Source organism: Microbacterium sp. F01 (assembly GCF_056156365.1).
The window spans coordinates 2,495,410-2,517,071 of record NZ_CM149592.1; the positions used below are offsets into that span (position 1 = coordinate 2,495,410).

The window sequence follows — 21,662 nt, forward strand, 5'->3', positions numbered from 1 at the left end:
CCTTGCTCGCGATTCCGGGACGGCGACCGCCCTGGCCGGTCGTTCCCGCTACAGTCAGTGTCGGAACTTGATCACGCTTTCGTCAATCTTGATCGGATCAATGTCGTGGACGACCTCCCCCGACTGACCGCGGCCGAGGCGGCCGCTCGCCTCGGCGTCAAGCCGGAGTCGCTGTACGCCTACGTGTCACGGGGACTCCTGTCGCGCGAACGCGATGCCGCGGGCTCGTCGTTCGATCCGCTGGAGGTCGAGGCGTTCGCACGCCGGCGCCGGCGTTCCCCCGGTACGGTCCCCGGTTCGCCGACTCCGGGCACCCCGCTCATGGTGCTCGACACGAGGCTCGCCCACATCGAGGACGACGAGCTGCACTATCGCGAGCGGTCGGCGGCACGGCTCGCGCGCGAGTCGTCGTTCGAGGAGGTCGTGACCTGGCTGTGGGGCGTGCCGTCGCTGCGCACCCCGGCTCACTCCGACCTGTCGGTCGCCCGGCGCACCAGCGACGCACTGGGTGAGACTGCGGCTCCCCTGGACCGTCTGCTCGTGGCCGTGACAGCCCTCGCCGCCACGGATCCCCTGCGCGACGACCCGGATCCGTCACAGCTCGTGCGGGTCGGAGCTCGGCTCGTGACGGGTCTGCCCGCCGTGCTCGCCGGCGCTCTTGTGCCCGCCGGCGTCGCGCAGACGCTGTGGCGCGCACTCGCCGTGCGGGATCGTCCGGGCGGATCCCGCCTTCTCGACGCGGCACTGGTGCTCGTCATCGACCACGATCTCGCCGTCTCGACTCTCGCCGCGCGCGTGGCCGCCTCGGCCCGCGCGTCAGGGTACGCCGTCGTCACCGCCGCGCTCGGCGCCTTCGACGCGCCGCTGCACGGCACCGCGAGCCGTGCGGCGGCACACCTGCTCCGCGCCGTCCGTGACGGCGAAGCACCGACGACCGCGATCGCGCGCGCCGTGCGCGACGGCGGCCGCGGCATCCCCGGCTTCGGTCAGCCGCTGTATGCCGGCGGCGACATGAGGGCGGCGGTGCTCTTCGACATGCTTCGGGACGCCCCGGACAGCGCGGACGTGGTCGCCGCGGTCGATGCGATCGCCGGAGAAGTGGGGCGCCGCGCCGACGTCCGGCCGAACCTCGATCTCGCGCTGGCGGCACTCACCCTCTGGGCGGACATGTCCGACGATGCCGGGGCGGTGATCTTCGCGATCGGCCGTATCGCCGGCTGGATCTCGCACGCGGTCGACGAGTTCGACGAACGGCCGATGCGCCTGCGACCGCGCGGGCGCTACGTCGGTCCTGTCCCGGAGTGAGTACGACGCAGCCACTCGGCGATCGGGGGCGCGAGGTCGGCCGCGATCTCGGCCGCCGGGCGCTTGTGTCCTTTGACCTCGAACGAGTGCCCACCGCCGTCGATCCAGGCGATTTCGGCGACCCGGCACGACGTGACGGCCTCCTCGAGCTGCGCGTGAGGGTCGATGAAGGGGTCGTTGGTGCCTTCGACGAAGAGCTGGGGCTGCGGCACGTCCGGCAGGTGCGCGGTGCGGGCCTTGTCGGGGCTGCCCGGCGGGTGAAGCGGATACCCGAGATACACCAGGCCGACCGGGTCGATCGCCCCTTCCGCGGCGGCCATCGACGCCATGCGTCCGCCGTACGACTTGCCCATCGCGAACACCGGTGCGCCCGCCGCGCGCTCGACCAGCTCGGCATGGACCGCCGCCCACGTCGCGATCGCGTGCGCCGCAGGTCCCGGCATCCGTCGTCCCGCCTCGATGTAGGGGAAGTTGAAGCGGAGCGTGGCGATCCCCTGCTGCGTGAGCGCGTCGGCGAAGCCGGTGAGGAATGGATGCCGATACCCCGCGCCCGCGCCGTGCGCCACCGCGGCGAAGGCCCATGCCGATGGCGGCATGGCGAAGTCGGCCGACACCTCGGCGCTCCCGTTCGGGAGCGCGACGGCGATCCGCGAGGAATCGCCGTCTGCGGTCATGCGCGCTCGCTGTCGTCGGCGCGCGCGGCGTTCGATGCTCCGTCGCCCACGTCGGCCGCCGACTCGGCGTTCGCGGGGACGGCGCCGTGCTCGGCCGCGGACCCGGCGTCTGAGGGCTGCATGGGCGACGTCGGAGTGTCGGGCTCGGCAGGGGTCTCGCTGTCGGCCGGGACCTCGGCGTCGGTCCTCGGTGCGACTCGCTCGCCGTACTTGGGCGGCTCAGCGGGCCGAGGCGCCGGGCCGGAGCTCACTCCCGCCGCCGGGGGGACCGGAACCACCGGTGCAACCGTGGCCTGCGGGCCCAGCACCTGACGCGCGCGGACGACGCTGCTGTCGGTGACGGTGACCTCGTAGTGGTCGGCCACGACCTGCATCACCGAGGCGTAGTCGCGGCGGCGACGCACGAACGAGTACGCCACGATGCTGAGCAGCATGCCGATCGCGATGCCGACGAAGAGGACGCCGACGAATGCCTGGATGGGCACGGACGGCGAGCCGATCACGAGGATCGCTGAGAAGAGGAGGCCGAGGAGGAGTCCGTTCACCGCGCCGGACCGCGCGGCCGACGCGTAACCCAGGCGGCCGGTGATGCGCTCGATCGAGCGGAGTCCCTGCCCCACGATCGCGATGTCGCGCGCCGGGATGTCGGCCGCGATGAGAGAGGACACCGCCTTCTGCGCCGCCTCATATGTCGGGAAGCTCGCCACAGTCTGTCCGACCGCATCGGAACTCTGCGGAGAGCGCCCTCCCATCATGGTCATCTCCCCATCCTCCCACGGCACGCGGACTACGCTGGGACGTGTGAGCACGCAGAGGGTTTTCGTCGCGCGCCTGTCCGGGTGCTCGGTCTTCGACCCCGCCGGCGACCGTCTCGGCAAGGTCCGCGACGTCGTCGTCATCTACCGCAAAGACGATCCGCCGCGCGTGATCGGGCTCATGGTCGAGATCCCCGGCCGACGCAACGTCTTCGTGTCGATCGGCCGCGTCACCTCCATCGCCACCGGCCAGGTCATCACGACCGGCCTCATCAACGTGCGCCGCTTCCAGCAGCGCGGCGGCGAGGTGCGCGTGATGGCGGAGCTGCTCGGTCGCAAGGTGTTCTTCGCCGACGGCTCCGGCACCGCGGTCATCGAGGACGTCGCCATCGAGCGCAACCGCCTCGGCGAGTGGGACGTCGGGCAGCTCTTCCTGCGCAAGCCGAAGACGAGCGCCTCCCCTTTCGCCAAAGGCCCGACGACGTTCGCCAACTGGGACGCCGTGCGCGAGAGCCAGGTGCCCGGCGAGGCGCAGTCCGCCGAGCAGCTGGTGGCGACCTACTCGGAGCTGCGTCCCGCCGACCTCGCGAACACACTGCTCGATCTCCCCGAGGAGCGACTCCTCGAGGTCGTGGAGGAGCTCCCCGACGACCGGCTCGCCGACGCCCTCGAAGAGATGCCGGAGGAGGAGCAGGTCCACATCCTCGAGGCACTGGACGACGAGCGCGCCGCCGACATCCTCGACGCCATGGAGCCCGACGACGCGGCCGACGTGCTCGGGCAGCTCCCGGAGGACCAGCGCGAGGAGCTCCTCGAGCTCATGGAGCCCGAAGAGGCCGAGGACGTCCGCGCCCTCCTCAAGTACGGCCCCGACACCGCCGGCGGCCTCATGACCAGCGAGCCCATCGTGCTCTCCGCCGACGCGACGATCGCCGAGGCCCTCGCACTCATCCGCCGTCACGAACTGCACCCCGCACTCGCCGCCGCGGTCTTCGTGACCCTTCCCCCGTACGAGACGCCCACCGGCCGTCTTCTCGGAACCGTGCACTTCCAGCGGATGCTGCGGTACCCGCCGCACGAGCGCCTGGGTGCGATCATCGACGACACGCTCGACCCGGTGCCGGCGACCGCCTCGGCTGCCGAGGTCGCGCGGCTGCTCGCCTCGTACAACCTCGTCTCGCTCCCCGTCGTCGACCCCGCCCATCGGCTGGTCGGCGCGGTCAGCGTCGACGACGTGCTCGACTATCTCCTCCCCGAGGACTGGAGATCGCACGATGCCGAGGAGGATGAACGCCCGGCATCCGAGTCCGTCCCGACCACGACCGCCAGCATTCCAAGGAGGCGCTGATGGCACGCAACACCCGTCAGCCGTCGCTCGACGCGCCCCGTGGCCGCTCGGGCATGCTCCAGCGTTCCCCGCAGCCCTCGAGCGACCGCTTCGGCCGGTTCTCCGAGGCATTCGCCCGTGCGATGGGCACGTCGGGCTTCCTGATCGGGATGACGATCTTCGTCGCCGTATGGCTGGCATGGAACATCTTCATGCCGCCGCAGCTCCAGTTCGACCCGGCGGCGACCAACTTCACGCTGCTGACGCTGATCCTGTCGCTGCAGGCGTCGTATGCCGCGCCCCTCATCCTGTTGGCGCAGAACCGGCAGGACGACCGCGACCGCGTGCAGATCGAGCAGGACCGGCAGCGGGCCGAGCGCAACCTCGCCGACACCGAGTACCTCGCCCGCGAGGTCGTCGCACTGCGGATGGCCGTCAACGACTTCGCCGACCAGGTCCTCACGCGGGACGTCCTGCGCAGCGAGCTGCGCGCCATGCTCGAGAAGCTCGAGAGCTCCCCTGAGGCCGAGGACGGCGCCACCCGATGACCTCGGCCTCCGCGGACGACGTCCGCACCGCCGTGGGCGCTGTCTCCGACCCCGAGCTGCGCCGACCCATCGGCGAGCTCGACATGGTCCGTGACATCTCGGTGGACGACGGGGTCGCCCACGTCGGGATCGCGCTCACGATCGTGGGGTGTCCCGCTGCGGACCGCATCGCGTCCGACGTGCGCGCGGCCGCAGCATCCGTTCCGGGGATCACGGAGGTCGCGCTCGAGGTGGGCGTCATGACCCCGGCCGAGCGGCACGCGCTCACCGAGCGGCTGCGCGGCGGCCGCGCCCGCGAGATGCCCTTCGGTCCCGGCACGCTCACGCGCGTCATCGCCGTCACGAGCGGCAAGGGCGGCGTCGGCAAGTCGACGGTCACCGCGAACCTCGCCGCCGCTCTCGCCGCGCGCGGGCTCGCCGTCGGGCTGATCGACGCCGACGTGCACGGGTTCTCGATCCCCGGCCAGCTAGGGCTCGTCGCGGCCGACGGCACCGTGCCCCAGCCGACGCGCGTCGACGATCTCATGCTGCCGCCGGTCGCGCACGGCGTGAAGGTGATCTCGATCGGCATGTTCCTGCGCCGCGCCGAGGGCGACGCCCCGGTCGGCGCCGTGGCATGGCGCGGGCCCATGCTGCACCGCACGGTGCAGCAGTTCCTCACGGACGTGTACTTCGGCGACCTCGACGTGCTCCTGCTCGACATGCCGCCCGGTACCGGCGACGTCGCGATCTCGGTGGGGCAGCTCCTGCCCAACGCCGAAGTGCTCGTCGTGACGACCCCGCAGGCCGCGGCCGCCGACGTCGCGGTGCGCAGCGGCGTCGTCGCGCGTCAGACCGGGCAGCGCGTCATCGGCGTGGTCGAGAACATGGCCGCCATGACGCTTCCCGACGGCACGACGATCGACGTGTTCGGCGCCGGGGGCGGCGCCGCGGTCGCCGAGTCGCTGTCGCGGCCCGACGCCGAGGTCCCCCTGCTGGCTTCGGTGCCGCTCAGCCCGACATTGCGGACCGACGCGGATGCCGGCACGCCGGCCGTCATCGCACACCCCGACGATCCCGCGGCTCGCACCATCGCGGGCCTGGCCGAGACGCTGGCCCAGACCCCGCGCGGGCTGTCGGGGCGTTCGCTTCCGTTCCGTCCGCGCTGACCGCGGCGAGGGTCAGGTCGCTTCGCTGTCGTAGGGCGTCGGGCCGTCGATCGGGACCCGGTACGGCGTCCGCACCGGCGTCGTCGGGGGCACGAGGGCGGACGGCGCCTGGGTCGCGGCGATGCTCGCGACCGGAGCGTCGTCGAGCAGAGCCTCGCGGATGATGCGCCGCGGGTCGTACTGGCGCGGGTCGAGCGTGCGCCAGTCGACATCGTCGAAATCCTCGCCCATCTCGTCGCGCACGCGCGTCCGCGCAGTCGTCACCCACGCCCGTGCCCGCTTGGTCAGCCCCGCGAGGGCCTCCGCGTAGCGGGGCAGCCGCTCGGGTCCGAGGATGAGTGCCGCGACGAGTCCGATCAGCAGGAGCTTCTCGATCGTGAGGCCGAAGATCATGCCTTCAGATTACCGCCGTGCCTGTGCGGCCAGCGCCGCGCGGCCGCGTAGGCTGGCGGGCGGAGGATTCCGATGGGAGAGCAGAACGCGAACCAGCGGTTCGTCGACGAGGCGACGAGCGAGCCGGAGCACATCGCGCGAGCCCGCGCGCACGCGCTCGAGCTCGGCGCCGCGCCGATCAGCCCGGCGATCGGGGCCCAGTGCGCGGTCATCGCCGCGGTGTCGCAGGCGCTCAACATCGTCGAGATCGGCACCGGGGCGGGGGTCTCGGGACTGTGGCTGCTGCATGGCTCCCCCCGCGCGACCCTCACCACCATCGACAAGGAGCCCGAGCACCTCGGCGCCGCCCGTCAGGCCTTCGCCGAGGCCCGGATCCCTCCGGCGCGCGCCCGCTTCATCACCGGCCGCGCCTCCGAGGTGCTGCCACGCATGAACGAGGCCTCCTATGACATCGTCCTCGTCGACGCCGACCCCGAGGGCGTCATCGAGTACGTCGAGCACGGCCTCCGCCTCGTCCGTGCCGGCGGGACGGTGCTCGTCCCCCGCGTACTCTCCGGAGGGGCGGTCGCCGATCCGGTGCGCCGCGACCCGGTCACGACGGCTTACCGCTCGCTCATCCAGGAGACGCAGGCCTCCCCCGCGGTGATCGGCGCACTGTCGATCACGGGCGAGGGTCTGCTGCAGCTCACCACCGTCGCCACGTCCTGAGTCTCGAACGCGAAAACGCGAACGGCCGGTCCGATCGGACCGGCCGTTCGCGCAACGAGCGATTACGCGGCGTTGACGACGCCCCCCAGGACGTCGTAGAGCTCCTTGGCCTCAGCGTCGTTCACCGAGACGACCAGACGACCGCCTCCCTCGAGCGGCACGCGCACGATGATGAGTCGACCCTCCTTCACGGCCTCCATCGGCCCGTCTCCGGTTCTCGGCTTCATGGCTGCCATTGCGGCTCCTTTTCATCGATGGTCTGCACGTCAAGTTTATCGTGAGGGCCGACGCCACGGACACGCCTGGGGAAAGCGGCATCCGTCATCCGGCGTCATGGCACGTGCCAGTTCGTGCTGCCGAGCGCATACATGTTGTAGATCCACCACCACTGACCGATGAGGCACGCGACGAGCACGCCGACACGCCACGCGCGCGAGCGCGGAACAGCGAACGCGCCCCACAGCGGCGACAACGGCACCAGCAGCCGGAAGATGCTCGACTGCGGGAAGAACACCAGCAGGAGGTAGACGAGATAGCTGGCACTCCACAGGCGGATCTCGATGCCGAGACGGCGGACCTGCGGCAGCGCGATCAAGGCGACCGCGATGAGAAGCAGCCCCCCGGCCACGATCACATAGCCGAGCACCAGCGGGAGGTGCCACATCGTCTCGAACCAGTATGAGATTCCCGCGAGGAACGGCTCGAAGGGCGTGAACGTCGCGTCACCGAGAATCCAATTGCGACGCCAGGCCATCTCGGTGACGAGATAGGCATCCGGGTTCCCCGTGACCCATCCGGCGATGAACTGCCACGCGAAGCCCGCGACCGCAGCCAACAGACCGGCTGCGATGATGTGCGCGATCTCGGGGCCGTGCAGCGGCTCGCGCGCCCGCGTGAACCAGCGCCACACACCGAAGAGCGCCAGGAACAGCGCGAACGCGAGCACACCGGGGCGCGTGAACGCCATCAGCGGGATCAGTGCGTACAGCCACACATACCGCCGGCGCGCGACGGCCAGGACCGCGCAGAACAGCCAGAACAGGTTGAGCGCCTCGGCGTAACCGACATGGAAGAGCGCCGCGAGGGGCCCGCTGGCGAAGAACGCCACCGCCCAGAGCGTCGCGGACTCGTCCAGCCGCATCCGCAGCAGATAGTAGAGGGCGACGGATGCCCCGTACCCCGCGACGAGCGAGACGATGAGGGCGCCGACCTGCCAGAGGCCGAACGGCGTCGACACCGCCTGCGCGAGCCATGGATAGAGCGGGAGGAACGCCCACGCGTTCTCCGCGACCTGCCCGGAGTCGGTGAGGGGCAGTCGGCTCGGGTATCCGGACGCGGCGACCGTCCAGTACCACATGCCGTCCCACGCGACGACGGTGTCGCCGAGGCGGGCATCTGCGCCCATCCGCGACGTGAACCCCGACAACTCGGTCGCGGCGAAGAGGAACAGCGTGGTCACGATCCGCGCGGCGACGTAGATCGCTGCCACGCGCAAGGCGGTCCGCGCGGCGGACGGGCGCGACACCGGCGGCAGGGTCAGCTGCTCGCCAGCCACGCGCGCAGACCCCGCTCGACCGCCTCGATCTGGGAGACGGGCACGCGCTCCTCGTCGTGGTGGGCCAGGTGCGGGTCGCCCGGGCCGTAGTTGACGGCGGGCACGCCCAGCGCGCTGAAGCGTGCGACGTCGGTCCAGCCGTACTTCGGCCGGGGCTCGGCGCCGACGGCCGCCAGGAACTCCTGCGCGAGCGGCGCGTCCAGCCCGGGTCGCGCGCCGGCAGCGGCGTCGACGACATCCACCTCGAAGCCGGCGAACACGTCGCGGACATGAGTCTCGGCCTCGGCGACATCGCGGCTCGGGGCGAAGCGATAGTTGACTTCCACCTCGCACAGGTCGGGGATCACGTTGCCGGCCACGCCGCCGTTGATGCGCACGGCATTGAGGCCCTCACGGTACACGAGGCCCTCGACCGCGACGTCGCGCGGGACGTAGGCCGCGAGACGTTCGAGGATCGGAGCGGACTTGTGGATCGCATTCTCGCCGATCCACGCTCGGGCGCTGTGCGCGCGCACCCCGTGCGTGCGCACGATCGCACGCAGGTTGCCGTTGCAGCCACCTTCGACCTCGCCATTGGACGGCTCACCGAGGATCGCGAAGTCGCCGGCGAACAGATCCGGGCGCGTACGTGCGAGGCGGGTGAGACCGTTGAGATCCGCGTCGACCTCCTCGTGGTCGTACCACATCCACGTGATGTCGACCCGGGGGGCGGCGAGCTCGGCGGCGAGCTTGAGCTGCACCGCGACGCCCGCCTTCATGTCAACGGTCCCACGGCCCCAGATATGGGGCGCCCCGTCGACTTCGATGTCCTTCGTCGGCACGTTGCCGTTGATGGGAACCGTGTCGATGTGGCCGGCGATGACGACGCGCTGCGCTCGACCCAAGTGGGTGCGGGCGACGATCGTGTCGCCGTCGCGATACACCTCGAGGTGATCGAGTGCGGAGATCTCGTCGAAGACCGCGTCGGCGAGGGTCTTCTCGTCACCGGAGACGCTCGGAATGTCGCAGATGAGGCGAGTGAGTTCGTCAGAGGGAAGAGTCAGGTCGAGCGCCGGCATCCCTCGAGTCTACCGAGCGCGATTTCGGGGGGTTAACGCGAAATGGCCACCCTGCTTTGGGTGGCCATTTCGTGAATGGGTGTCCGGCGGTGTCCTACTCTCCCACAGGGTCCCCCCTGCAGTACCATCGGCGCTGAGAGGCTTAGCTTCCGGGTTCGGAATGGGACCGGGCGTTTCCCTCTCGCTATGGCCGCCGAAACTCTTTCGATGTTTCAGGTGTTCACAACGTGAAAGTCTTCTGTTCAGTTGCGGTGTCCCGACCGTACATCGGGAACCACTCAGTGGACGCGAGCTATCTCACCCCACCCGCAGGGGTGGGGGGAAGTGTTTTCAAGTCATCGGCTTATTAGTACCAGTCAGCTGCACACGTTGCCGTGCTTCCACATCTGGCCTATCAACCCAGTAGTCTGGCTGGGAGCCTCTCACCCCGAAGGGTATGGAAGTCTCATCTTGAGGCCGGCTTCCCGCTTAGATGCTTTCAGCGGTTATCCATCCCGAACGTAGCTAACCAGCGGTGCACTTGGCAGTACAACTGGCACACCAGAGGTTCGTCCAACCCGGTCCTCTCGTACTAGGGTCAGATCCTCTCAAACTTCCTACGCGCGCAGCGGATAGGGACCGAACTGTCTCACGACGTTCTAAACCCAGCTCGCGTACCGCTTTAATGGGCGAACAGCCCAACCCTTGGGACCTACTCCAGCCCCAGGATGCGACGAGCCGACATCGAGGTGCCAAACCATGCCGTCGATATGGACTCTTGGGCAAGATCAGCCTGTTATCCCCGAGGTACCTTTTATCCGTTGAGCGACAGCGCTTCCACAAGCCACTGCCGGATCACTAGTCCCGACTTTCGTCCCTGCTCGACCTGTCAGTCTCACAGTCAAGCTCCCTTGTGCACTTACACTCGCCACCTGATTGCCAACCAGGTTGAGGGAACCTTTGGGCGCCTCCGTTACTTTTTGGGAGGCAACCGCCCCAGTTAAACTACCCACCAGGCACTGTCCCTGAACCGGATTACGGTTCGAAGTTAGATATCCAGAGTGACCAGAGTGGTATTTCAACAACGACTCCACCATGACTGGCGTCATAGCTTCACAGTCTCCCACCTATCCTACACAAGCCACACCGAACACCAATACCAAGCTGTAGTAAAGGTCACGGGGTCTTTCCGTCCTGCTGCGCGTAACGAGCATCTTTACTCGTATTGCAATTTCGCCGAGTTCGCGGTTGAGACAGTTGGGAAGTCGTTACGCCATTCGTGCAGGTCGGAACTTACCCGACAAGGAATTTCGCTACCTTAGGATGGTTATAGTTACCACCGCCGTTTACTGGGGCTTAAATTCTGAGCTTCGCCTTGCGGCTAACCCGTCCTCTTAACCTTCCAGCACCGGGCAGGCGTCAGTCCGTATACATCGTCTTGCGACTTGGCACGGACCTGTGTTTTTAGTAAACAGTCGCTACCCACTAGTCTCTGCGGCCACCACACCCTTTTCCAGGCAAGCTGGTATAAGTGGATGGCCCCCCTTCTCCCGAAGTTACGGGGGCATTTTGCCGAGTTCCTTAACCACGATTCTCTCGATCTCCTCGGTATTCTCTACCTGACCACCTGAGTCGGTTTGGGGTACGGGCGGCTAGAACCTCGCGTCGATGCTTTTCTCGGCAGCATAGGATCACCCACTTTTCATCCGCATCGTGTCTCAGCCACACGAGTCACGGATTTGCCTATGACTCGGCCTACGCACTTGCCCCGGGACAACCATCGCCCGGGATGGGCTACCTTCCTGCGTCACACCTGTTAATACGCTAACCGCACCAGCATGGGGTCGTACGCTAGGCCCCACGCCATCACCCGAAGGATCCGGTCATGGGGATTCAGATACTTAGCACTACTGGATTGATTGGGGCGGTTCTTCGCCGGTACGGGAATATCAACCCGTTGTCCATCGACTACGCCTGTCGGCCTCGCCTTAGGTCCCGACTTACCCAGGGAAGATTAGCTTGACCCTGGAACCCTTGGTCTTTCGGAGGACGTGTTTCTCACACGTCTTTCGCTACTCATGCCTGCATTCTCACTCGTGTAGCGTCCACGGCTGGGTCACCCCGCCGCTTCACTCGCCACACGACGCTCTCCTACCCATCAACACGGCTGGACCACGAAGGCCTACCAATAATGTCAATGCCACAACTTCGGTGGCGTGCTTGAGCCCCGTTACATTGTCGGCGCGGAATCACTTGACCAGTGAGCTATTACGCACTCTTTCAAGGGTGGCTGCTTCTAAGCCAACCTCCTGGTTGTCTAAGCAACTCCACATCCTTTCCCACTTAGCACGCGCTTAGGGACCTTAGATGGTGGTCTGGGTTGTTTCCCTCTCGACTATGAAGCTTATCCCCCACAGTCTCACTGCTGCGCTCTCACTTACCGGCATTCGGAGTTTGGCTGACGTCAGTAACCTTGTAGGGCCCATCGGCCATCCAGTAGCTCTACCTCCGGCAAGAAACACGCAACGCTGCACCTAAATGCATTTCGGAGAGAACCAGCTATCACGAAGTTTGATTGGCCTTTCACCCCTATCCACAGCTCATCCCCTCAGTTTTCAACCTAAGTGGGTTCGGCCCTCCACGACGTCTTACCGTCGCTTCAGCCTGGCCATGGATAGATCACTTCGCTTCGGGTCTAGGACATGCGACTAAAATCGCCCTATTCAGACTCGCTTTCGCTACGGCTACCCCACCCGGGTTAACCTCGCCACATATCGCTAACTCGCAGGCTCATTCTTCAAAAGGCACGCTGTCACACCTACCAGGGGTGCTCCAACGGTTTGTAAGCAAACGGTTTCAGGTACTATTTCACTCCCCTCCCGGGGTACTTTTCACCTTTCCCTCACGGTACTTGTCCGCTATCGGTCATCTGGGAGTATTTAGGCTTATCAGGTGGTCCTGACAGATTCACACGGGATTTCTCGGGCCCCGTGCTACTTGGGATACTCTCCACGCTGCGTCCGACATTTCGATTACGGGGCTGGCACCCACTCTGGCCGGCCTTTCAAGACCGTTCATCTATATCGACGCATCACGTTCACCACTCGGCAGAATGATACGGAAAGTCCCACGACCCCTCACATGCAACTCCTGCCGGATATCACACACATAAGGTTTAGCCTCATCCGATTTCGCTCGCCACTACTCACGGAATCACGGTTGTTTTCTCTTCCTGTGGGTACTGAGATGTTTCACTTCCCCACGTTCCCTCTACCCGCCCTATATATTCAGGCGGGAGTCACTAGGTCGGCACGCCGCCCAGCGGGGTTTCCCCATTCGGACACCCTCGGATCAAAACTTGCTTATCAGTTCCCCGAGGCTTATCGCAGATTGCTACGTCCTTCTTCGGCTCCAGATGCCAAGGCATCCACCGTTTGCTCTTAAAGACTTGAAAACATGAGAATCAAAAACTCAACCACACTCCCCCAAAGGAAGAGTGCGAAAGAAATTGACTAATGATCTTTAAGATCATCAACACAAAACAACCCCCAAAAGAGGTCATCTTGCAAAGATGCTCGCGTCCACTGTGTAGTTCTCAAAGTACGGGCGGCACTTCCCCCACCCACCAGCCAAGCCGGCAGCAAGGAAAGCCCAGAAGTCACGTCCCCCGCACCCCACCCAAACGGTGAGCATGCGGCGTCCGGTCCCTCAGGACCCAACAGCGTGCAGGCACCCCGCTCACCCACCCCCACCCTCCAACCCGGTCCGAGAACCGGGCGTACTAGTAGGAATCAGTCGCGCTGATGCCATGTCAAATGTTCCACCCACGAGCCCCCACCAGGAACATTCGTCCCGGCTGAGGTTCCTGCAACCCCGAAGAGTTGAGGTGCTCCTTAGAAAGGAGGTGATCCAGCCGCACCTTCCGGTACGGCTACCTTGTTACGACTTAGTCCTAATTACCGATCCCACCTTCGACGGCTCCCTCCACAAGGGTTGGGCCACCGGCTTCAGGTGTTACCGACTTTCATGACTTGACGGGCGGTGTGTACAAGACCCGGGAACGTATTCACCGCAGCGTTGCTGATCTGCGATTACTAGCGACTCCGACTTCATGAGGTCGAGTTGCAGACCTCAATCCGAACTGGGACCGGCTTTTTGGGATTCGCTCCACCTCACGGTATTGCAGCCCTTTGTACCGGCCATTGTAGCATGCGTGAAGCCCAAGACATAAGGGGCATGATGATTTGACGTCATCCCCACCTTCCTCCGAGTTGACCCCGGCAGTATCCCATGAGTTCCCACCATAACGTGCTGGCAACATAGAACGAGGGTTGCGCTCGTTGCGGGACTTAACCCAACATCTCACGACACGAGCTGACGACAACCATGCACCACCTGTTCACCAGTGTCCAAAGAGTTGACCATTTCTGGCCCGTTCTGGTGTATGTCAAGCCTTGGTAAGGTTCTTCGCGTTGCATCGAATTAATCCGCATGCTCCGCCGCTTGTGCGGGTCCCCGTCAATTCCTTTGAGTTTTAGCCTTGCGGCCGTACTCCCCAGGCGGGGAACTTAATGCGTTAGCTGCGTCACGGAATCCGTGGAAAGGACCCCACAACTAGTTCCCAACGTTTACGGGGTGGACTACCAGGGTATCTAAGCCTGTTTGCTCCCCACCCTTTCGCTCCTCAGCGTCAGTTACGGCCCAGAGATCTGCCTTCGCCATCGGTGTTCCTCCTGATATCTGCGCATTCCACCGCTACACCAGGAATTCCAATCTCCCCTACCGCACTCTAGTCTGCCCGTACCCACTGCAGGCCCGAGGTTGAGCCTCGGGATTTCACAGCAGACGCGACAAACCGCCTACGAGCTCTTTACGCCCAATAATTCCGGATAACGCTTGCGCCCTACGTATTACCGCGGCTGCTGGCACGTAGTTAGCCGGCGCTTTTTCTGCAAGTACCGTCACAAAAGCTTCTTCCTTGCTAAAAGAGGTTTACAACCCGAAGGCCGTCATCCCTCACGCGGCGTTGCTGCATCAGGCTTCCGCCCATTGTGCAATATTCCCCACTGCTGCCTCCCGTAGGAGTCTGGGCCGTGTCTCAGTCCCAGTGTGGCCGGTCACCCTCTCAGGCCGGCTACCCGTCGACGCCTTGGTGAGCCATTACCTCACCAACAAGCTGATAGGCCGCGAGCCCATCCCAGACCAAAAAATCTTTCCAACCCCCACCATGCGATAGAGGCTCATATCCAGTATTAGACGCCGTTTCCAGCGCTTATCCCAGAGTCCAGGGCAGGTTGCTCACGTGTTACTCACCCGTTCGCCACTGATCCACCAAGCAAGCTTGGCTTCACCGTTCGACTTGCATGTGTTAAGCACGCCGCCAGCGTTCATCCTGAGCCAGGATCAAACTCTCCATAAAAAAATGATGCCCACCAGAACCGGGAAAACAGCTCACAGCAGACGAGTTCAACCATGACCAAAAACGAATATCAAACTGACATCCATGAATTGATCCAAAAAAGACCCCCACCAACCAGCAAAAAACTGATCGACAGAGAAAAAAATTGGCATTTGACAAGTGCACGCTGTTGAGTTCTCAAAGATCGGACGCACCAACCAGCAACGAATCCCACGGACCCGCAACCCAGCTGGGCAACTTCACTATCCTACCTCGCCGAAGCGATCCGGTCAAACTGACCAAAACCCTCCGAACAAGGCTTCCACCACTCTCGCAAGCGAGTGATCCGACCAGCGGATCCTGTGTGGTGGAGGTCGTTCGCTGCTTGAGGGGAGCGAGACCTTCCGGCCTTCTGCTCTACCCTTTGGGGCGAACAACAAGAACTCTACGCCGATCCCACCCCACCGTCGAATCCGCACCGCCGCCCGGGCGTGTCGCAGGCTCCGAGCCGCGGAAACACGCGGAACTCCGGCCGAGCCCGCGCGCTAGCGTGGAAGGCATGACCGAAGAACGATGGGTGTGGGGCGTCGGCCTCGCCACGACCGCCGAAGACGGGACCGTGCTCGACACGTGGTTCCCCTCCCCCGCTGCCGGACGCATTCCGCTGGGCTACGACCCTCAGATGCCGCCGGACGAACTCGACCGCCTCGCGGTCGCCGACGCACGCCGGGCCGTCACCGTGGAGGTCGTGGCAATCGAGGCCGACCTCGATGCCGCTCCGACTTCGACGCCAGACGCCTACCTGCGCCTGCACGCGCTGTCGCACCTGCTCGTGCGTCCCAACGAGGTGAACCTCGACGGCATCTTCGCGCACCTGCCCAACGTGGCCTGGACCAACGCGGGCCCCATTCATCCGGACGCTCTGACCCGCCTGCGCCCCTTCCTTGCGCGCGAGGGCATCCAGGTACAGGGCCTCGACAAGTTCCCGCGCCTTCTCGACTACGTCACCCCCGCCGGCGTCCGCATCGCCGACGCATCCCGCGTGCGGCTCGGGGCGTACCTGTCGCCCGGTACCACCGTCATGCACGAGGGCTTCGTGAACTTCAACGCCGGCACCCTCGGCCAGAGCATGGTCGAAGGCCGCATCTCGCAGGGCGTGGTCGTGGGCGACGGCAGCGACATCGGCGGCGGCGCCTCGATCATGGGCACGCTCTCGGGTGGCGGCACGCACAAGGTGTCCGTCGGCGCCCGCACACTGCTCGGGGCGAACGCCGGTATCGGCATCTCGCTCGGCGACGACTGCATCGTCGAGGCCGGACTGTACGTCACCGCCGGCACCAAGGTCGTCCTCGCGGACGAGCCGCGTCGCGCCGACGGTTCGCTTCCGACCGCCAAGGGCGCGGATCTGTCCGGCAGCGCCGGGCTGCTCTTCCGCCGGAACTCCCTCACCGGCGCGGTCGAGGCCGTGCGCCGCGCGGGTGTGGGTGTCACGCTCAACGAGGCGCTCCACGCCTGAATCCTGCTCAGCGAGACCGCTCCGTCACGACGACGGGGCGGTCTCGTCGCTTCAACCGCGCGCCCTCTCGTCCCGGCCCGCGGATCAGCGGCGAATGGCGTTTATGGCCAGGTTGAGCACCCGCTCGCGCTGCGCTTCGTCGTCGAACGAGGCGACTGCCGCCACTCCCGACACCAGCTTCACCACGTCCCCGATCGAGATGTCGGGGTCGACGTCGCCCGAGGCCTGGGCGCGCTCGAGCAGCGGCTCCCCTGCGGAGAGCATGATCGTGCGGCACTCCGCCAGTACCGGCGAGCGGCGGTTCAGGCCGTCGAGCAGGGCGTGCTTGGTCCCCACGTAGGCGACGAACCGGTCGAGCCATGCGCGGAGCGCCTCCCAGGGCTCGAGATCGGCGACCTCATCCGCGGCGCGCACGAGCGCGTCGACCTCCCCGAGGTAGAGCGTCTCGATGAGGTCGTCGCGAGTGGGGAAGTTGCGGTACAGCGTCCCGATCCCGACACCCGCGCGGCGCGCGATGTCTTCGAGGGAGGCCGCGGATCCTTCCTCCGCGAACGCCTCGCGGCCGGCCGCGACGAGCGCGTCGAAGTTCCGCGCGGCATCGGCCCGCTGCGGCCGACGTGCATCCAGTGCAGACACCCGCTCGACGACCGCCATGACCGAACCCTCCTGATATAGCCGAGCCGCGCCCTGCGGCGACGGCGAATTCCGTGGTTGCGAAACGGAGGGTCCCTCCGCTAATCTTGCAAAGCGGAGGCGTCCTCCGTTCGGAGACCTCCCTCCACTTTATCCCGCATTCATCGGATCCGCACCCATCGGAAGGCCCGTCGATGCCCACTGTCCCCTTCACACCCCGCGCTGCGTTCGCGGCGATCGCACTGAGCGTCGCCTCACTCGCGCTGCTCCAGAATCTGGTCATCCCCGTCATCCCCCTCATCGCCGCGGACTTCGGCGTGACGGCGGATGCAGCATCCTGGACCAACACGTCCTGGCTCATCGCCGCGGCTGTCGCCACTCCGCTCCTCGGCCGCATCGGCGACCTCCGCGGCCGACGCAACACGTTCCTCGCGGTGCTCGCCGTCGTCGCGATCGGCGACGTGGTCGCATCGTTCGCGCCGAACCTCGAGGTGCTCATCCTCGCCCGCGTGCTGCAGGGCGTCGGCGGGGCGCTCTTCCCGCTGGCGTTCGGCTTGCTCCGCGATGTCATGCCTCGCCACCAGCTCACCGGCGCCATCGGCGCCACCAGCGCGATCATCGGCATCGGTGGTGCGGCGGGAAGCGTGCTCGCGGGTCCCCTCGCGGAGCTCCTCGGCTGGCACGGGATCTTCGCGGTCCCGTTCGTCGCCGCTGTTGCGGGCATCGTGCTCACGATGATGCTCGTGCCGCCCGCGGGTCTGCGTGCGGTCGGCCGTGTGAACGTGATCTCGGCCGTGCTCCTGTCGGGATGGCTCATCGCACTGCTCGTTCCGCTCAGCTCCGGGGCGCGCTGGGGCTGGACCTCGCCGCTCACGCTCGCGCTGTTCGCCGCCGCCGTGCTCCTCATGGTGGCGTGGGTGGTGTCCGAGCTCCGCTCGTCGGAGCCGCTCGTCGACCTCCGCCTGATGGCCTCGCGGGCGATCTGGCCCGTCAACGCCGCCGCACTCCTCATCGGAGCCGCCGCTTTCGGCTTCTGGGGCTACCTCCCCCAGTTCCTCGAGACGCCCGCGAGCTCGGGATGGGGCCTGGGGCTCGGCGTGCAGGCCGCCGGCCTGGCGCTGCTCCCCCTTCTCATCGGCATGTCGAGCGTCGGTTTCGCGACAGGTGCGATCGCCCGCGTCATCCCGCTGCGGCTCATGATGGCGCTCGGCGCGCTGCTGATGGCGGGCGGCGTCGTGTTCGCGGTGTTCGACCACGAGACGCTCGTCACCCTCGCCCTCGCGGGCGGCGTGTTCGGGCTGGGCATCGGCCTGGCCTACGCGTCGACGGCGAGCATCATCGTCGAGAGCGTGCCCGCCGACCGCACCGGCATCGCGACCGGCGTCAACGCCAACCTGCGCACGATCGGGTCGGCGGTCGGCTCCGCCTTCACGACGGCGGTCGTATTCGGCGCGGTCGAGCCGGGCGCCACCCCCGCGCTCGACGGCTACGCGGTCGCCTGGCTGACACTCGCCGCCGGGGCGGTCGTGGCTGCGATCCTCGTGCTGACGGTGCGCCCGCGGGGACGGACGGATGCTGCAGCCCCGGGGTCACTGGAGGACGCCGACGAAGCGGCTCTGGCCGAGGTCGGCTGACTCACCACGAGGCACAGACCCCGCAGCACGACGATGCCGCGCTCCCACTCGGGGGCGCGGCATCCGTCATTCCGGCAGAGTCAGGACAGACCGGGGTAGTTGCGCTCTTCGGCGCCGATGTACAGCTGCTGCGGTCGACCGATCTTGGTCTGCGGGTCGCTCGCGGCCTCACGCCACTGCGCGAGCCAGCCGGGCAGGCGCCCGATCGCGAAGAGCACCGTGAACATGCGGGTCGGGAAGCCCATCGCCTTGTAGATCACGCCGGTGTAGAAATCGACGTTCGGGTACAGGCGACGGTCCTGGAAGTACGCGTCGTTGAGCGCGATCTCTTCGAGCTCCTTCGCGAGGTCGAGCAGCGGGTCGCTCACGCCGAGCGCCGACAGCACCTCGTCGGCCGACTCCTTGACAAGCTTCGCGCGCGGGTCGTAGTTCTTGTAGACGCGGTGACCGAAGCCCATGAGCTTCACGCCGTCTTCCTTGTTCTTGACCCGTTCGACGAAGCGCTGCACGCTCTCGCCGGAATCGCGGATGCGCGCCAGCATGTCGAGCACGGCCTCGTTCGCGCCGCCGTGCAGCGGACCGTAGAGCGCATTGATGCCGGCGGAGATCGACGAGAACTGGTTCGCCCCGGTCGAGCCGACGAGACGGACGGTCGAGGTCGACGCGTTCTGCTCGTGGTCCTCGTGGAGGATGAGCAGGCGCTCGAGAGCCCGCGACATGACGGGGTCGACCTGGTAGACCTCCGACAGGACGCCGAAATTGAGCTTGAGGAAGTTGTCGACGAACCCGAGCGAGTTGTCGGGATACAGGAACGCCTGGCCGATGCTCTTCTTGTGCGCGTACGCCGCGATCACGGGCAGCTTCGCGAGCATGCGGATCGTGTTCAGCTCGACGTGCTCAGGATTGTTCGGGTCGGACTGGTGCTCGTAGTACGTCGAGAGCGCCGAGACGGCCGACGACAGCACCGACATGGGATGCGCGGTGTGCGGCAGCGCCGAGAAGAAGCGCTTGAGATCCTCGTGCAGCAGCGTGTGCCGGCGGATCTTCTCGTCGAACTCGGCCAGCTGGTCGGCGCTCGGCAGCTCGCCGTAGATGAGCAGCCATGCGACCTCGAGGTAGGTGCTGTTCTTCGCGAGCTGCTCGATCGGGTAGCCGCGGTAGCGCAGCACGCCCTGGTCGCCGTCGATGTACGTGATCGCGGACTTGGTCGCCGCGGTGTTCACGAAGCCGTAGTCGAGAGCCGTGTAGCCGGTCTGGCGGGTGAGAGTGGAGAGGTCCACGCTCGGTGTGCCGTCCGTGCCCCGCAGGAGCGGGAACTCGGCGGTGCTGCCACCGATCGTGAGAGTGGCCTTCTCCTGCTGGGTGCCCGCGTCGCTCACGGCGCCTCCTCGCGATTTCTGGTCGTACCGGGGGTGTCGTCCAGTCCTGTGCGGCGCCGGGGAGAGGGCAGCAGCAGAACGGAGGGGCGGGACGGGGGATGCCGCGTCGCCGCGTTCCTACAGCCTAGTGCGCCGTTGCGCCTACTGTTGACACAGCCAAAGGGCCGCGGCATCCGATAGAGGAATCCTCAGATCGCGATATCTGATGCCGCGCGCAGGCGTTCGGCCGCCGACGCGATGCGCTCGTCCGTCGCCGTGAGCGACAGCCGGATGTGCTGAGGGAAGTGCGTGCCGTAGAAATGGCCGGGGCCCGCGAGGATGCCGAGGTCGGCGAGACGGCCCAGGCTCTCCCACGCGTCGCGCCCCTCGGTCGCCCACAGGTACAGTCCGGCTTCGCTGGCGTCGATGCGGAAGCCTGCGGCCTCGATAGCGGGTCGCAGCACTTCGCGCCGGCGACGATAGAGCTCCTTCTGGGCGGCGACGTGGACGTCATCCTCGAGCGCTGCGGTCATCGCCGCCTGGACCGGAAGCGGGAGCATGAGGCCGAGGTGCTTGCGTGCGGTCAGCAGGCGCGCGATGACGGCGGGATCGCCGGCGAGGAACGCGGCCCGGTAGCCCGCGAGGTTCGACTGCTTGCTCAGCGAGTAGACCGAGAGGATCCCGCCGAGGTCGCCTCCGGTCACGCGGGGATCGAGCGCCGAGGGCACCGGCGCGGTGTCCCACGGTGCGTCCCAGCCCAGCTCGGCGTAGCACTCGTCGGATGCGAGGACGGCGCCGAGCTCTCGAGCTCGGGCGACCGCGGCGCGAAGGGCGGGGATGTCGAGCACGCGGCCGTCGGGATTACCCGGGGAGTTGACCCAGACGAGGCGCGTACCCTCGGGCCACTCTGCGGGATCGTCAGCCGCGACGGGCATGGCGCCCACCAGCCGAGCCCCGACCTCGTACGTCGGATAGGCGGCACGGGGATGCACGACCACATCGCCGGGCCCGAGGCCCAGCAGCAGCGGGAGGAGTGCGACGAGCTCCTTCGACCCCACGGTCGGGAGCACGTTGTCGGCAGTCAGCCCGGGAACACCACGGCGCCGGTCGTACCAGCTCGCGATGGCCGCGCGCAGACTCGGGGTGCCGACGGTCTGCGGGTACGCGTGCGCGTCGGTCGCGGCACGGAGCGCCTCGGCGACGACCGCGGGCGTGGCGTCGACGGGCGAGCCGATCGAGAGGTCGACGAGCCCGTCGGGGTGCGAGCGTGCGCGCGCGGCATACGGCGCGACGGCATCCCAGGGGTAGTCGGCGAGGTCCGCGACCCCCACGTCAGTGTTCCTGCGGCGGGAGCGCCTCGATGATCGGGTGGTCCTTGTGGATGACGCCGACCTTGGCGGCACCGCCCGGGGAGCCGATGTCGTCGAAGAACTCGACGTTGGCCTTGTAGTAGTCCTGCCACTCGTCAGGCAGGTCGTCTTCGTAGTAGATCGCCTCGACGGGGCAGACCGGCTCGCAGGCGCCGCAGTCCACGCACTCGTCCGGGTGGATGTACAGCGACCGGTCGCCCTCGTAGATGCAGTCCACGGGACACTCGTCGATGCAGGCGCGGTCCTTGACGTCCACGCAGGGAAGGGCGATCACGTACGTCACGCCCTCAGTCTAGCCGCGAC

At 66.6% G+C, this 21,662-nt stretch carries 17 protein-coding genes and 3 rRNA genes; 7 read left to right on the forward strand and 13 right to left on the reverse strand.

From position 1 onward, the window contains the following. Positions 1-105 precede the first annotated feature (105 nt). A complete protein-coding gene (locus tag ACVN90_RS11450; RefSeq protein WP_475098385.1) occupies positions 106-1,305 on the forward strand; it encodes a citrate synthase in 1,200 nt (399 codons plus the stop codon). Here ACVN90_RS11450 and ACVN90_RS11455 read toward each other — a convergent pair. Then, on the reverse strand, positions 1,281-1,979 hold the full coding sequence (locus ACVN90_RS11455) for an alpha/beta hydrolase family protein (RefSeq protein WP_475098386.1): 699 nt from the start codon (positions 1,977-1,979) through the stop codon (positions 1,281-1,283). The two genes, ACVN90_RS11450 and ACVN90_RS11455, sit on opposite strands and share 25 nt — an antisense overlap. Continuing rightward, entirely contained in the window at positions 1,976-2,740 is a 765-nt protein-coding gene (locus ACVN90_RS11460; protein WP_475098387.1) for a YflT domain-containing protein, read from the reverse strand. Before ACVN90_RS11460 ends, ACVN90_RS11455 begins: the two co-directional genes overlap by 4 nt. A 40-nt stretch (positions 2,741-2,780) precedes the next feature. Between ACVN90_RS11460 and ACVN90_RS11465 the strand changes: the two genes are divergently transcribed. The 3 genes from ACVN90_RS11465 to ACVN90_RS11475 are packed head-to-tail and all read left to right on the forward strand — an operon-like array spanning position 2,781 to position 5,757. After that, a complete protein-coding gene (locus ACVN90_RS11465; RefSeq protein WP_475098388.1) occupies positions 2,781-4,082 on the forward strand; it encodes a magnesium transporter MgtE N-terminal domain-containing protein in 1,302 nt (433 codons plus the stop codon). Continuing rightward, positions 4,082-4,609 carry a DUF1003 domain-containing protein gene (locus tag ACVN90_RS11470; protein ID WP_475098389.1) on the forward strand — a complete coding sequence of 176 codons (528 nt, stop codon included), beginning with the start codon at positions 4,082-4,084 and terminating at the stop codon, positions 4,607-4,609. Before ACVN90_RS11465 ends, ACVN90_RS11470 begins: the two co-directional genes overlap by 1 nt. Continuing rightward, complete coding sequence (locus ACVN90_RS11475; protein WP_475098390.1) at positions 4,606-5,757, forward strand: P-loop NTPase; 1,152 nt, start codon at positions 4,606-4,608, stop codon at positions 5,755-5,757. Before ACVN90_RS11470 ends, ACVN90_RS11475 begins: the two co-directional genes overlap by 4 nt. A gap of 12 nt (positions 5,758-5,769) precedes the next feature. Here ACVN90_RS11475 and ACVN90_RS11480 read toward each other — a convergent pair whose 3' ends face one another. Next, positions 5,770-6,150 carry a twin-arginine translocase TatA/TatE family subunit gene (locus ACVN90_RS11480; RefSeq protein WP_475098391.1) on the reverse strand — a complete coding sequence of 127 codons (381 nt, stop codon included), beginning with the start codon at positions 6,148-6,150 and terminating at the stop codon, positions 5,770-5,772. Positions 6,151-6,222: 72 nt separating this feature from the next. Between ACVN90_RS11480 and ACVN90_RS11485 the strand changes: the two genes are divergently transcribed. Next, positions 6,223-6,858, forward strand: coding sequence for an O-methyltransferase (locus ACVN90_RS11485; RefSeq protein ID WP_116192952.1), 636 nt, complete (start codon positions 6,223-6,225; stop codon positions 6,856-6,858). A 62-nt stretch (positions 6,859-6,920) separates the two neighbouring features. On the opposite strand, the gene ACVN90_RS11490 is transcribed toward ACVN90_RS11485, so the two are convergent. The 6 genes from ACVN90_RS11490 to ACVN90_RS11515 form a co-directional block, all read right to left on the reverse strand. Beyond that, complete coding sequence (locus ACVN90_RS11490) at positions 6,921-7,094, reverse strand: DUF3117 domain-containing protein (protein WP_019179788.1); 174 nt, start codon at positions 7,092-7,094, stop codon at positions 6,921-6,923. A gap of 95 nt (positions 7,095-7,189) precedes the next feature. Further along, the gene (locus ACVN90_RS11495) at positions 7,190-8,413 is read right to left on the reverse strand and encodes a hypothetical protein (protein WP_475098392.1); all 1,224 of its coding nucleotides are present in this window, start codon (positions 8,411-8,413) and stop codon (positions 7,190-7,192) included. Beyond that, the gene (gene dapE, locus ACVN90_RS11500; RefSeq protein ID WP_475098393.1) at positions 8,395-9,471 is read right to left on the reverse strand and encodes a succinyl-diaminopimelate desuccinylase; all 1,077 of its coding nucleotides are present in this window, start codon (positions 9,469-9,471) and stop codon (positions 8,395-8,397) included. Before dapE ends, ACVN90_RS11495 begins: the two co-directional genes overlap by 19 nt. An 81-nt stretch (positions 9,472-9,552) precedes the next feature. Next, positions 9,553-9,669: ribosomal RNA gene (gene rrf, locus ACVN90_RS11505) — 5S ribosomal RNA — on the reverse strand. A 128-nt stretch (positions 9,670-9,797) separates the two neighbouring features. Then, positions 9,798-12,904 (reverse strand): 23S ribosomal RNA (locus tag ACVN90_RS11510). A 443-nt stretch (positions 12,905-13,347) separates the two neighbouring features. Beyond that, positions 13,348-14,869 (reverse strand): 16S ribosomal RNA (locus ACVN90_RS11515). Together the 16S, 23S and 5S rRNA genes form the textbook arrangement of a ribosomal RNA operon. A gap of 538 nt (positions 14,870-15,407) precedes the next feature. Here ACVN90_RS11515 and dapD point away from each other — a divergent pair. Further along, positions 15,408-16,364 carry a 2,3,4,5-tetrahydropyridine-2,6-dicarboxylate N-succinyltransferase gene (gene dapD, locus ACVN90_RS11520; RefSeq protein ID WP_475098394.1) on the forward strand — a complete coding sequence of 319 codons (957 nt, stop codon included), beginning with the start codon at positions 15,408-15,410 and terminating at the stop codon, positions 16,362-16,364. Between the two features lie 84 nt (positions 16,365-16,448). Here dapD and ACVN90_RS11525 read toward each other — a convergent pair whose 3' ends face one another. Continuing rightward, positions 16,449-17,018 carry a TetR/AcrR family transcriptional regulator gene (locus ACVN90_RS11525; protein ID WP_475098395.1) on the reverse strand — a complete coding sequence of 190 codons (570 nt, stop codon included), beginning with the start codon at positions 17,016-17,018 and terminating at the stop codon, positions 16,449-16,451. Positions 17,019-17,191: 173 nt separating this feature from the next. Between ACVN90_RS11525 and ACVN90_RS11530 the strand changes: the two genes are divergently transcribed. Next, complete coding sequence (locus ACVN90_RS11530; RefSeq protein ID WP_475098396.1) at positions 17,192-18,631, forward strand: MFS transporter; 1,440 nt, start codon at positions 17,192-17,194, stop codon at positions 18,629-18,631. Between the two features lie 80 nt (positions 18,632-18,711). Here the strand turns inward: ACVN90_RS11530 and ACVN90_RS11535 are convergent, their stop codons facing one another. The 3 genes from ACVN90_RS11535 to fdxA all read right to left on the reverse strand — a co-directional run bounded on the left by ACVN90_RS11535 (position 18,712) and on the right by fdxA (position 21,642). Further along, positions 18,712-20,010 carry a citrate synthase gene (locus tag ACVN90_RS11535; protein WP_374974765.1) on the reverse strand — a complete coding sequence of 433 codons (1,299 nt, stop codon included), beginning with the start codon at positions 20,008-20,010 and terminating at the stop codon, positions 18,712-18,714. A 188-nt stretch (positions 20,011-20,198) separates the two neighbouring features. Continuing rightward, complete coding sequence (gene dapC, locus ACVN90_RS11540; RefSeq protein WP_475098397.1) at positions 20,199-21,320, reverse strand: succinyldiaminopimelate transaminase; 1,122 nt, start codon at positions 21,318-21,320, stop codon at positions 20,199-20,201. A 1-nt stretch (position 21,321) separates the two neighbouring features. Further along, a complete protein-coding gene (gene fdxA, locus ACVN90_RS11545; RefSeq protein ID WP_018170155.1) occupies positions 21,322-21,642 on the reverse strand; it encodes a ferredoxin in 321 nt (106 codons plus the stop codon). Positions 21,643-21,662: the final 20 nt, after the last annotated feature.

What these genes read in the sequence shown, in the direction of transcription:
- ACVN90_RS11480 (WP_475098391.1), bottom strand. Translation starts at nt 6,150, where the DNA reads ATGATCTTCGGCCTCACGATCGAGAAGCTCCTGCTGATCGGACTCGTC.
- ACVN90_RS11485 (WP_116192952.1), top strand. Translation starts at nt 6,223, where the DNA reads ATGGGAGAGCAGAACGCGAACCAGCGGTTCGTCGACGAGGCGACGAGC.
- ACVN90_RS11470 (WP_475098389.1), top strand. Translation starts at nt 4,082, where the DNA reads ATGGCACGCAACACCCGTCAGCCGTCGCTCGACGCGCCCCGTGGCCGC.
- dapE (WP_475098393.1), bottom strand. Translation starts at nt 9,471, where the DNA reads ATGCCGGCGCTCGACCTGACTCTTCCCTCTGACGAACTCACTCGCCTC.
- ACVN90_RS11525 (WP_475098395.1), bottom strand. Translation starts at nt 17,018, where the DNA reads ATGGCGGTCGTCGAGCGGGTGTCTGCACTGGATGCACGTCGGCCGCAG.
- dapD (WP_475098394.1), top strand. Translation starts at nt 15,408, where the DNA reads ATGACCGAAGAACGATGGGTGTGGGGCGTCGGCCTCGCCACGACCGCC.
- ACVN90_RS11455 (WP_475098386.1), bottom strand. Translation starts at nt 1,979, where the DNA reads ATGACCGCAGACGGCGATTCCTCGCGGATCGCCGTCGCGCTCCCGAAC.
- ACVN90_RS11460 (WP_475098387.1), bottom strand. Translation starts at nt 2,740, where the DNA reads ATGACCATGATGGGAGGGCGCTCTCCGCAGAGTTCCGATGCGGTCGGA.
- ACVN90_RS11530 (WP_475098396.1), top strand. Translation starts at nt 17,192, where the DNA reads ATGCCCACTGTCCCCTTCACACCCCGCGCTGCGTTCGCGGCGATCGCA.
- ACVN90_RS11490 (WP_019179788.1), bottom strand. Translation starts at nt 7,094, where the DNA reads ATGGCAGCCATGAAGCCGAGAACCGGAGACGGGCCGATGGAGGCCGTG.
- ACVN90_RS11475 (WP_475098390.1), top strand. Translation starts at nt 4,606, where the DNA reads ATGACCTCGGCCTCCGCGGACGACGTCCGCACCGCCGTGGGCGCTGTC.